Source organism: Paenibacillus sp. EB106-06-01-XG199 (assembly GCF_058791575.1).
The window spans coordinates 139,230-150,616 of the sequence record NZ_JBYTDQ010000013.1 but is presented as its reverse complement, the minus strand read 5'-3'; the positions used below and the strand labels follow the sequence as shown (position 1 = coordinate 150,616).

At 50.4% G+C, this 11,387-nt stretch carries 13 protein-coding genes; 8 read left to right on the top strand and 5 right to left on the bottom strand.

The genetic code is table 11. The features are described from left to right. Positions 1-441, top strand: a 441-nt coding sequence (locus AC3WT9_RS31045) for a transposase (RefSeq protein WP_492408627.1), incomplete at its 5' end; no start/stop codon positions are given. Between the two features lie 96 nt (positions 442-537). Here AC3WT9_RS31045 and AC3WT9_RS31040 read toward each other — a convergent pair. Further along, positions 538-1,284: an RluA family pseudouridine synthase gene (locus tag AC3WT9_RS31040; RefSeq protein WP_341379116.1), complete on the bottom strand. Its 747-nt coding sequence runs from the start codon at positions 1,282-1,284 to the stop codon at positions 538-540. A gap of 3 nt (positions 1,285-1,287) precedes the next feature. Beyond that, positions 1,288-2,151, bottom strand: a complete 864-nt coding sequence (locus AC3WT9_RS31035) for a class I SAM-dependent methyltransferase (RefSeq protein ID WP_076109786.1) — start codon at positions 2,149-2,151, stop codon at positions 1,288-1,290. 294 nt (positions 2,152-2,445) lie between these two features. Here AC3WT9_RS31035 and AC3WT9_RS31030 point away from each other — a divergent pair, with 294 nt between their 5' ends. The 5 genes from AC3WT9_RS31030 (at position 2,446) to AC3WT9_RS31010 (ending at position 5,664) form a co-directional block, all read left to right on the top strand. Then, the gene (locus tag AC3WT9_RS31030) at positions 2,446-3,309 is read left to right on the top strand and encodes a helix-turn-helix domain-containing protein (protein WP_341094390.1); all 864 of its coding nucleotides are present in this window, start codon (positions 2,446-2,448) and stop codon (positions 3,307-3,309) included. A gap of 102 nt (positions 3,310-3,411) precedes the next feature. After that, positions 3,412-3,777, top strand: coding sequence for a VOC family protein (locus tag AC3WT9_RS31025; protein ID WP_038594299.1), 366 nt, complete (start codon positions 3,412-3,414; stop codon positions 3,775-3,777). Positions 3,778-3,946: 169 nt separating this feature from the next. Then, the gene (locus tag AC3WT9_RS31020; protein WP_341379115.1) at positions 3,947-4,399 is read left to right on the top strand and encodes a flavodoxin; all 453 of its coding nucleotides are present in this window, start codon (positions 3,947-3,949) and stop codon (positions 4,397-4,399) included. A gap of 26 nt (positions 4,400-4,425) precedes the next feature. Continuing rightward, entirely contained in the window at positions 4,426-5,181 is a 756-nt protein-coding gene (locus AC3WT9_RS31015) for a hypothetical protein (protein ID WP_492408623.1), read from the top strand. Between the two features lie 99 nt (positions 5,182-5,280). Further along, a complete protein-coding gene (locus tag AC3WT9_RS31010; RefSeq protein ID WP_341097722.1) occupies positions 5,281-5,664 on the top strand; it encodes a winged helix-turn-helix transcriptional regulator in 384 nt (127 codons plus the stop codon). Between the two features lie 56 nt (positions 5,665-5,720). Here the strand turns inward: AC3WT9_RS31010 and AC3WT9_RS31005 are convergent, their stop codons facing one another. The 3 genes from AC3WT9_RS31005 to AC3WT9_RS30995 form a co-directional block, all read right to left on the bottom strand. Then, on the bottom strand, positions 5,721-6,791 hold the full coding sequence (locus AC3WT9_RS31005) for an SDR family oxidoreductase (RefSeq protein WP_341379113.1): 1,071 nt from the start codon (positions 6,789-6,791) through the stop codon (positions 5,721-5,723). Between the two features lie 220 nt (positions 6,792-7,011). Further along, positions 7,012-7,863, bottom strand: a complete 852-nt coding sequence (locus tag AC3WT9_RS31000; RefSeq protein WP_341379111.1) for a GNAT family N-acetyltransferase — start codon at positions 7,861-7,863, stop codon at positions 7,012-7,014. Between the two features lie 85 nt (positions 7,864-7,948). Next, positions 7,949-8,242: a GNAT family N-acetyltransferase gene (locus tag AC3WT9_RS30995; RefSeq protein ID WP_038594285.1), complete on the bottom strand. Its 294-nt coding sequence runs from the start codon at positions 8,240-8,242 to the stop codon at positions 7,949-7,951. 210 nt (positions 8,243-8,452) lie between these two features. On the opposite strand from AC3WT9_RS30995, the gene AC3WT9_RS30990 reads away from it, so the two are divergent. Together AC3WT9_RS30990 and AC3WT9_RS30985 are read left to right on the top strand one after the other, a co-directional pair. After that, on the top strand, positions 8,453-9,355 hold the full coding sequence (locus AC3WT9_RS30990; RefSeq protein WP_341379109.1) for an ArsR/SmtB family transcription factor: 903 nt from the start codon (positions 8,453-8,455) through the stop codon (positions 9,353-9,355). A 236-nt stretch (positions 9,356-9,591) separates the two neighbouring features. Then, positions 9,592-11,352 (top strand): ABC transporter substrate-binding protein, encoded by a 1,761-nt coding sequence (locus tag AC3WT9_RS30985; protein ID WP_341379108.1) that lies wholly within the window; start codon positions 9,592-9,594, stop codon positions 11,350-11,352. The last annotated feature ends 35 nt before the right edge of the window (positions 11,353-11,387 follow it).

The following is an 11,387-nucleotide window of genomic DNA, read 5'->3' as shown; positions in this document are numbered from 1 at the left end:
TTGTTTCCGAAGTGGAAGTTTACCTTTGATGCCGAACGTAATCTATATGTTTGTCCAGCGAGTCACGAACTGAAATACCGAACCACAGACCGCAAGGGTTACCGGCAGTACGCTTCCGATCCGGAACATTGCAAAAGTTGCCCGTTGCTGGAGCAATGTACACAGTCCCGAAATCATCGAAAAGTGGTGACGAGGCACGTGTGGGAGGACAGCAAAGAATGGGTCCGTAAAAACCGGCTAAGCACGTCCGGCAAGAAGTTATACCGCAAACGAAAAGAGACAATAGAGCGAAGCTTCGCGGATGCTAAAGAGCTCCATGGGTTTCGCTATTGCCGTTTGCGCGGACTTCCAAACGTCAGGGAACAAGCACTGATGACGGCTTCCGTGCAGAACATGAAAAAGATAGCGATCCACCTGGATCGCCTGGAAAAGCGGGGGTAACCCCCTCCTTTTCCCCACTTCACCTCTGCCTGAACGTAAAAAGAAACCCACAGTCATAAAAATGACCTGGGTTTCTCGACAATCTGAGGCCATCCGTTAACGGATGGCCTGTTTTTGCAAATGCCGGGGCCACAGATTCCAGGGGAAAGTCTGCGGCGGCAGCGAGATAAGCTCGATTTCTTCTTTGGTAACCGGATGCGGAAAGCCGACCAGCGCGGACCAGAGGGCAATTTGCTGCCCCGGTCTGTTCACCGCCGAACCGTATTTCTGATCCCCGAACAAGGGACAGCCGATTCCGGCAAGCTGCACTCGGATCTGATGCGAACGTCCGGTAAGCAGGTCTATCTTCAGCAGAGTATAGCCCTCCGCGCTGCCCAGCACCGTATAATCCAGAATGGCCTCTTTGCCGCCCGGTGTTCCTTTGCGGACAATGGTAACTGTATTGCTCTTGGCATCCTTGAGCAAGGTATTGATCAGACGGCCCTGGGAGGCCGGAGGTTGGCCGTGCACCACGGTCAGGTAGACTTTATGGAAGCTGTGGGTACGGACGCTTTCGGACAGCCGTGAAGCGGCTTTGGATGTCTTGGCGAAGATCATCGCACCTCCGACTGGACGATCCAGCCGGTGAACGAGCCCCATGTACACATTACCGGGCTTGTTAAAGCGTTCCTTCATATCTTCCTTAAGCAGGCTCAACAAGTCTGCATCGCCAGTAGCATCCTCCTGTACGGGGATATTTACGGGCTTCACGATGCCGAGAAGGTGATTGTCCTCGTACAGAACTTCAAAGCGGGAATTTCCCTCCCCGGCCACTCCGGCTGTACCGGAATTGTGTGCAGTCATGGTTTACGCCTCCCAGCGGCCCAAAATTCCGCAAGGCAGGTTCATCCCGGAGGAAGTAATCGGCAGTCCGATTTCGCCGGAGGTCAGCTTGCCGCCGTACCGTTTGCCCATCGTCATCGAGAGCATATTGCGCAGAACGGTTGGAGAAATGCCTGTCGTATAGGAGTTAATGAGCATGAACAAAGGTCTGTCGCTCATGATTTGCATGCAGCTCTCCAGGAACGGGTACAGACTCGCTTCAAGCTTCCACATTTCACCGCCGGGTCCCCGGCCATAGGAAGGCGGGTCCATAATGATTGCATCGTATTTGCTGCCGCGGCGCTGTTCGCGCTGTACAAATTTGAAGACATCATCGGTAATATAGCGGACCGGACGTTCGGCAAGGCCGGACAGGGCCACATTTTCCTTCGCCCATTGGACCATGCCTTTGGCCGCATCCACATGGACTACCGAAGCTCCGGCGCTCGCTGCAGCCACTGTAGCCCCACCGGTGTAAGCGAACAGGTTGAGCACAGAGATCGGACGGTTCGCCTCAGCGATCTTGTCCATCATCCAGCGCCAGTTGGCCGCTTGCTCAGGGAACAGGCCAGTATGCTTGAAGTTTGTCGGACGCAGGTGGAATTTCAGCTTGCCGTAGCTGATTTTCCAGTCGTCCGGAATGGTTTTCTTCATTTCCCATTGTCCGCCGCCTGCCGAGCTGCGGTGATAATGTCCGTGCACATCCCGCCACTTCGCCGTCTCGTTCGCGAGCGGCCAAATGATTTGCGGGTCCGGGCGGCGCAGAATAATATCGCCCCAGCGTTCCAGCTTTTCTCCGCCTCCGGTATCAATAACTTCGTAGTCTTTCCAATCGCCTGCTATATACATATTTAATCCATCCTTCAAAAAATTCATTTAGCCTTTATTGTACAACATTTAGCCTGGGCCCTACAAACAAAAAGGTAACAAAGCTGCGACTCTTCTCATTTTGCCCATTTGGGGATGTGCGTATAATAATTCCAAATATAACAGCGGGTTAGGCCAACAAATGACAAGAAACTATCTGCTTCCCGGAGGGGTGCTGACGGCCGTTATTGTAGCGTTTCTGATAGTGATTGTGTATGATCAGGTTAAGTAATGTTTATCGGAAGTTGAACAAGCACAGAAGGGGGCAGCAGCTTCATGTACAATCTGTCGGAGCTGTATTATCCGATTACGGCGAATCCGAAAGGGGCAGGGGAGATTCTTCCCTGCAAGGCGCTGCGCCCTTATATCCGCTGCTTCTGGGGTTCTTCGACTCTGGAGGAAACATACAGCGGAGAGCCGGAGAAACAGCTTAATGATCCTTCGGTCCCCTCCCTTGGGGGAGAAATTGTTATACCGGACAGCTGCATGGACATCATTTGGGAGTGGGATGAGCAGACGGGAGAGTCAGGCGGGATTTTTTGCGGGATTAACGATACGCCTTTTGAAGCCGGACAAGTTCACGACGATACGGGAAAAGTCCGCTTCGCCATCCGCTTCCATTTCTGGGCCGTGCACTTGTTCGCCGATGACCATCTCAGGGAGGTCCTGAATATTCATACCGGAGTGGACCAATATTTCGGTTCCTTCCGCAGCGAACTGGGGGACAAGCTGCCGGGGACCCGTACTGTAGCAGAACGGATCGCCTTGGTGGAAGCTTATCTGCTGCGTCAGCTGGAGAAGACCCGGCACAGCAATGACGGCATGCTGAATGCTGTGTATGCTATCGTGAAGTCCAAAGGTGTCATTTCCACCGCTGCACTGGAAGGGAATTCGGGGTTTAGCAGCCGGCAGCTCGAAAGGCTGTTTCGTGAATATATCGGGATTTCGCCCAAAAAAACAGCCGATCTTGTGCGCTTTCAGAATGTATGGCTGGATCTATACCGCACACCCCCGCAGAATAGAAATATTCAGGATGTTGTATATAGCTACGGCTACAGCCATCAGTCCCATCTGAATAATAATTTCAAGAGATTTGCCGGCAGAACGCCGCTTGAAGCTCTGGCCTATGCACGAAATTAACATGTCGTTTTTTTGCAATACAGCGGGGACGGTCACCAGGTATACTGTTGTCAGATGGCCAATGCGCCGCTAACCAAATGATGAGAATGAGAGGGATATACTATGATTTCTGCTTTTGAAGGCATCAATTTGTACAGCAAGGATACTGCAGCCTTGGCGGCATTTTATGCAGAGGTGCTGGGGATTCCCGTACCGTTTGAAGGCTATGGCAACTCTGACGGGGCGAAGATTGGCTTTGACAAGAGTCAGCCGGGCATCATTATCTGGGATGAGAATAAATGGGATAAGCTGACGACAGGAGCAGTCAATCTGGTGTTCTCCTGCAGCAATCTGGATGAGACCTATGAAACGCTCAAGGCAAGAGGATTGGATTGCCAACCGCCGGTTACAATGGAATACGGGGGTAAGGAAATGAATTTCCGCGATCCTGACGGCAATAGCATTACCTTGCTTGAAGGAGCATATTAAGTTATAGCAAACCTCGATAATACAGAATCGACGATGAACGCGAACATCAACCGGACTCCCGGTCAGTGTTCGTGTTTTTATGTGTTGACAATGATAATCATTATCAAATAAAATGAGGTTAGTAAAAGTTGGTTTAAATTTAATGTTTACCTTGGGGAGGATCAGATTCATGGCTAAGGTGCTCGTGGCATATGCCAGCTTGACCGGCAATACGGAAGAGATTGCTGAGCTGATTGTGGAAGGAATACGCCAGGCAGGCGGAGAGGCCGTTCTGAAATCGGTCACTGACTGCAATGCGGATGAGATAAAAGCTTATGAGGGCGTGCTGCTTGGTGCCTATACCTGGGGTGACGGTGAGTTGCCTGATGAATTTTTAGATTTTTATGAGGAGATGGATGATCTGGATCTGACGGCTTATAAGGCAGCTACCTTCGGAAGCGGGGACACCGGATATGAAATCTATTGCGGAGCCGTAAATCAGATTGAGGAGAAACTCAAGGAACGCGGCGCAGAGATTGTTCAGGAAAGCTTGAAGATTGAATACGGTCCGAACGCTGCCGAGAAAGAGGCCTGCCGGAATTTCGGTCGTCAATTTATCGAAACCTGCGCGGCGGTTTCTTAAGAATGGGCGGCGCGGCAGGATATCAGGTGGCGGGAAGAAGGGAAGTGCCGGACGCAGGCTACAGCCGGCTTAACGATTTCCGCATGGAGCATATCATGCTGGGCGGTGCCGAGGATCCTACTGGAGGGGCTGCGGCTACAGGGCTTCCGCGCTGGAGGCAGCAAGTCCAGTATGCAGTAGGGCATACCCTTAACGATTTCTACAGTCTGCAGCCAGAGGTGCGCAGGGAGACGCCTATCCAATTTCTGCTGGAGCGGCGCTGGCCGCCCAAAGGAACAGCTTTTCCTTCGCTAATGCACTATTGGGATATCAAAACGGCGGTGGCTGACGAGCTGATGCGCATTGTCTCCGGGAATCATACTCGCGAGGTGCCGGTGATGCTCTATGAGCAGTGGCATGTTCCGGTACCGGAGCTGGAGATTGACCTGGCGATGATTTTTCAACTGGCCTGGAATTCCGCAATACATGGACGCTGCTTGAATATCCAGAAATTTATGGTGAACGGAAATGAGGATGTGATCACCGGGTTTCTGCACATGGCTAATGTGTTCTGCCATAAGGCTTATGGAGAACCAGCTGAAACCATTGAAATATATTCTTTGCTTGACGGCCGCCGGCATATCTTTGACGGAGCAGGTGTACCGCTTGGCGAATCACTTGATTATGTGCGATTGTTGTCTGTATTCCTGGAGGGCGAAGCCATGGCCTATCCTGCATTAAAATACGGAGCGCGCAGGAACGAGAAATGTGAGGAATCTTTCGGAAGATACGGGTTAATGTAATCCGTAACGAAGTGGACTATCCATCCTTCCCGGAGCGCGATAGGGTTGCCAAGCAGGGGACATGAAGATATGGTTAAGGGCATGGAGGTGTTCCAGCCAATGCCGGAAACAATTAAAACCTATAACACCGCAGTGGAAGCGACGCTTGAAGTGATCGGAGGCAAGTGGAAGCCGGTGATTCTATTCTTTCTTACGTTTGGCAAGAAACGCAATGGGGAACTGATGGGCCTGATGCCTGCTATTACGCAGAAGGTGCTAACGCAGCAGCTGAGGGAATTGGAAGAGGACGGAGTCCTAAAACGGACTTCTTATAATGTGGTTCCACCGAGAGTAGAGTACGAGCTGACGGAATATGGCTGGAGTCTAAAAGCAATTCTTCACCTTCTGTGCAAATGGGGCGATACGCACATTGAACGGGTGTACGGTGATCGGGCTATTGTATTGTCTGAACGTGAGTGGAATGATAAAACGGCCGGCCTCTGAAACAGGGACCGGTCGTTTCTCTTAAAAAAAAGGAAGCATATATACAAGTGTATTGCTTAAGGGATAACCTTGGCTCTTCGGAGCCCGTCAAAAATATTCATGAACATACTCTCCGTTTCTACGAACTCATGGAAGCCCAAGCGGCGTGCTTTAGTACCGTCTGCAAAAAAATCGTAATCCCAGGAGAAGACAAAGTCCCCGAATGCCCAGGATGATACGCTCTGATAGCTGTTTTTTTCCAAGCCGTACTTCTCTACCATGTTATTCCACAGTGTCTCCTTGTCCTCCATGACTACAGACAGCGACATCTGAAGAGGCGGAGCCGTTTCAAGATTAAAATACGCGGCGATTTTGGGCCACATCTCACTCCAGCGGAACAGGTCGCCGTTCGTAATATTAAAAGCCTGATTAGCACAGCGCGTATCGGTTGCCGCCCATACGGTCGCTTTCGCCAGCAGCCCTGCGTCAGTCATTTCGAGCAAGCTATGATAGGCCCCAGGTTTACCGGGAAAACGCAAAGGCAACCCAAGCTCCTTCGACATGGAGGCATATATGGCAATAACGAGGGCAAGATTCATAGGATTGCCAAGTGCGAATCCGCCGACGACGGAAGGCCGCAGTGCCGACCAGGTCCATCTTTTCCCTTGCTGCCGCTCTTCAAGAAAGTTCTGCTGGTCAATATTGAATTCCGGCGGCATATGATTGGGATCGGTTTCTCTGGCAGGCGTTTTAAAGGGCCCAAGGTGAGCGCCATATACTTTATAGCCCTGCATAAGACTGATATGCTGCAGAGCATGGGCTACCGGCTCAATGACATCTACTACGTTAACCAGCATGGCGAGGTTTGGGGGGACAAGCTCCGCCCAGGTGGGCTTATCCTGATAAGCTGCGTAAAAAATATGTGTCACTTCCGAAAGGCTGCCTAACTTTTGGCGGACGTCCAAGGTATCGAGCAAATCGGCGGAAATGTAGCGGATGCGCTTAGTATTCTCGCCACCCCGGCGTGATACGCCGATAATGTCCCATTCGGGCAGCGTAATGAGATGTTCGATCAGATTGCGTCCAATCACGCCGCCTGCTCCAACAACGAGGGCTGTTTTTTGCGGTGTATGTTCTTTTGAATTCATATTCATTGTCCTCTCTCTGTGTATTGGATACACCCCAAGTATGGATCGCGGGAAGAGGGATGAATAGTACGCACTTTGAAGTCATATAGGAACCTGCAGGTAACATAAGGAGCTGGACCCACCGGCAATCAAGAAAGCCCCTTGCTGCTGGCGAAGGGTGCCAAGCGACAAGGGGCTGCTGTATGTTGTACTATTGTGCTGCTCTAGAGAGGCAGAGAATTCAGCCGGTATACCGGTAGTAATCCTGCTTGTTAAGAATTACGAATCCGCAGCTCTCGTATAACTTGAGCGCATTGGGATTGTCCAGTGAAACCTCCAGATTCACACTGTTATAATTGCGCCGCTCCCGCTCGATGGTCTGCAGCAGTGCACTGCGTCCGATACCGAGTCCGCGCAGCTTCTGGTCGACTGTAAATCCGTAAATCCAGGTTTCGTTATCCTCCGTGGACAGCCGCATCTTACCGGCAGGCTGTCCATTCATTTCAATGATGATATGCTCCTGCAGCCCTTCATGTTTATACATTTCATAAGCTTCGGCCGCGTCCTCTTCCGACATGTCAAAGCCGCCGCTGTCCAGCTTAATGAGGATGGATTCCTCTTCCTCGCGTGCGGGCCGCAGCACCACGGTTCCGGCAGCAGAACTGGCTTCTCCGGAGCCTTGCGGCAAAGTGCTTCCATCCCATTTCATCTGGTATTCGGCATGATTGAAGACCAGCGGCAATGTCTGCAGGAATGCCGAACCCGAAGCTGAATTGGCGGGAGCATTCAGCAGCAGGGTGGCAACCTTTTTCTGCTTACTAATGCTCTGGGCCTGCATCCAAAGGGAGGTGAAGATTCCGCGGCGGCGGTAGCCCGGGCGGACCATGCCGCATATTTCCATTTCGCTGCCGAAACTGTATAGTCCGATGAAGCCGACCAGCAGCTCCTCTTCGTAGGTTACCAGCCATTCCGTTCCGCCGGCCGCTGAAGGCAGCCGCAGCATATCCCAATTCAATTTGAGGGAGATTCCCTCGTATTGCTCGCAGCGCTGCTGCAATTCTTCTATATCTTTTAAAGTGTCAGCTGTAGTCAAACCGTTTCCTCCTAAGGTTGTGAGCGTTCAGCGATGAAGCTTTAGCTCCCATAGATTCATAGTATTTAAGGAAACGGGCATGGTCTTAAGACCGGTTTCCGTCTCCGCTGAGTACATCCGAGTACTCTTCATGTTTTTTGAATTGATGCGCAGCATAAGAGCACACGGGGACAATCTTCAAATCCTCTTCACGGGCCTTGTCCACAACTGCCCGTACAAGTTTTTCACCGGCACCTTGACCGCGCAGATCCTCAGAGACGTAGGTATGGTCAATGACCAGTGTTCCTGTAGCCTCTTCCAGTCTGTATGTAATCTCGGCAAGGTCCTTACCGTCGCCTGCAATATAGAAACGTCCTTCTCCTTGTTCAATCAGTTCCATATTCTTCACTCCTGCCTAAATGTAATGCCTTTATTTTACTACCCTGATTTGGAAAAAGCGAGAACTGTACATAATGACTTCCTGTTTTCATGGAAGAACTTAACACCAGCTGGAAGGGGATGTGGAATGACTTGCACTTACGCTGCTTCATGCCCTAAGATTAAGACACTAACGCTGTAACGAATAGAAGTTGCATCAGGAGGAAAGCCCATGGAATACGAGATAGAGGTTCAGTTTGAGCCGGTTTATGAATTAGTAAACAGCATACATACGTTTATCTGCAAGAAATCCAATAAAAAAATTGATCTGGGTACCCCGTGGGCAGCCGAAGTCGCAGGCAAGCTTAGTCAAGAGCTTCTTAGTGCACTGGAAGAAACAGATCTTGGGAATGACTGGAAGCTGCTGAACCTGCTGATCTATTTATGTCCGGCCAAGCAAAATGTGGAGAGTGCGCTGAACTGGCTGGAAAGTCTGTCGGTCGGTGAAATATACGAAACCCTTGCCGGGCATGTCAGTGTGTTTCCTGTCCAGATGGAGCAGTTCCGCAGCCGGATGACCTACCTGTTAACCGAATGGAACCGGCAATACTTCAGCACCAGTGATCCCGCTATCCTCGCCAAGCTGCAGGAGCATACGATGGAACGGAACCGGGAACTCAAGACAAATAATATTTCCGATTTTGTCAACAAGACAACCAATGGTTTCTATTTCTTGCCGGGGGGAGGACTGCGCAGGCTGGTGCTAATCCCGCAGTTTCATTTTCAGCCTGTCAACATTATTTACAACTTCGGCACTTTGACCATTTGTCATTATGCAGCGAGAATTATGGTCACAGATGAGGAAATATCACCCTTCATGTACAGGACTCTACGCAGTCTGGGTGAAAAAAGCCGGCTGAAGATTCTTCAATCGGTCGGCGGAGAACGCAAAACGTTCACGGAAATCGTAAAGCAAGCGGGCATCTCCAAAGGGATCGTACATGATCATATTTTCAGCCTCCGGTGTGCCGGTCTGCTTCATGCCTACATTGAAGGGGAGAATGTCACCGCATACAGCCTTCGTCTGGAGGGGATTCACCGGATGAATGAGCAGCTTTTTAAATATTTGAGTTGAACCAAGAACACCCTATAATCCTTTTACAAAGCCAAGGTATTCTCTGCTGAAGAGAAGCTTTGGCTTTTTTTGTACCGGAAAAAACGTCAGTGAATTCTGTTTGTGGAGAATTTTTTTTATGTTCTCTCTTTACAGAACAGAGTTTACTTTCTATAATGTGAACTATCGGTCATTAATCATACTTAGTAGGTAGGAATTATCAGTTTTTATAAAATGGAGAGAAAAGAGATGATTTTGTGAGAAAAAGTACGATTTTATTGTCCACCTTACTGATAGCAGGTTCACTGCTGCTGTCGGCCTGCTCGGACAACGGCAGTGCGAACAACTCTGAAGGTGTAGTTACCCCGGCAACGGTCACCGCAGATACTGGCGGAACCGAAGCGGCAGCTTCAACTTCACCGGCACCAGTGCCGGGTGGCGCACTCAGCGAGCCTTTCACGGCAACTGACTTGTCGAAGCTGCCTGCAGTTGCCCAGAACCGTAAGGATACGATAATCGTCGGACTCACCGACCCCAGCGGCGCGTTTACACCTTATTTTCATGAGAGCGGTTATGACGGCAATGTTGCTTCTCTGCTCTATGCTTCACTGGTAACGGTAGATGACAAAGGTGTTCCTGCTCCGGAGCTTGCCGAAAGCTGGGATGTGTCGGAGGATCAGCTTACATACACCTTCCATTTGCACAAAGACCTGAAATTCAGCGACGGCTCGCCGCTCACTGCGGAGGATGTGGCTTTTACCTGGACGATTCAATATGACAAGAGCTATGACGGCGGGTCCTCGCTGCCTTCACTTAATGTGAAGGGCGGCAAGGCTTACAAAGAAGGTACTGCCAAGAGCATCGAAGGTATTAAGGTCATTGACCCGCAGACGATCTCGGTAACGCTGGAGCAGCCAAATGCTACGGCACTTGTGGTACTAGGCTCCAATGTGTTGTCGAAAGCCTATTATGGCAAGGACTACAAATTCGGCGAGCTGGAGTACATCAAGAAGCTGCATGAGAAACCGCTTGGCGACGGTCCTTACAAGCTGGAGAAATTCATCCCCGGGCAAGAAGTTCGGCTGGTGGCTAACGAGAACTACTTCAAAGGCAAACCAAAGACTGAACATTTCATTTACAAAACCTCTGAGGGCGACGTTTGGCAGTTCCTGGAGACAGGAGAAGTCGACTATGCTTCCTTCAGTGCCACAGAAGAAAATATCGAAAAGCTGAAGGGACTCGGGTATGTGAATATCATTCCGTATACACCGAGCACTTACGGCTACATGCAGGTTAACCTGAAGCACGAGCAGCTTAAGGATAAGCTGGTGAGACAGGCGATAGTCTACGGCCTTGATCGTCAGAGTATTTACGTGGACGCTGCCCAGGGTGCAGGCTCCATTGCCAATATTCCGGCCTCGCCGATCTCCTGGTCCTATACGGAAGAGGGCATCAATCCTTATAAATATGATCCGGAAAAAGCCAAACAGCTGCTGGATGAGGCCGGTTGGACTGTAGGTGCGAACGGTATCCGCGAAAAAGCCGGCAAACCGCTCAGCATTCACTATCTGGGCTCCAAGAGTAAAAACACCGACATCTTTATTGCTGTAGCCAAAGAGAACTTTGAAGCGCTGGGCATTGAGTTCCAACCGGAAATTTTCGCAGACTTTAACTCGCTGGTTTCGAAGGTGGAAGGCGGGGATTATGATCTCGTATCCTTCTCCACATCTATGCTAACCGATCCGGCTGACGGATTCATGCAATTCTTCGACGGTGAAATTACCGATTACGAAAATCCGAAATTCCTGGAGCTGTACAATAAAGCACTGGCCACTACCGATATCGAAAAGCGTAAAGCAGTTTACAAAGAGCTCTACCAGCTGTTAAATGATGAACTTCCGATCATTTTCACCAGCTACAAAAAGACAGTGTACGCCTATAACGGCCGCATCCAGAATCTTACGGTTAGCCCATTCATCGGGCTTGCCGGCAGCCTGCCGGACTGGACTCTGCAATAATTAACTGTTCGTTCCCTGCCGGTATGCAACGGCAG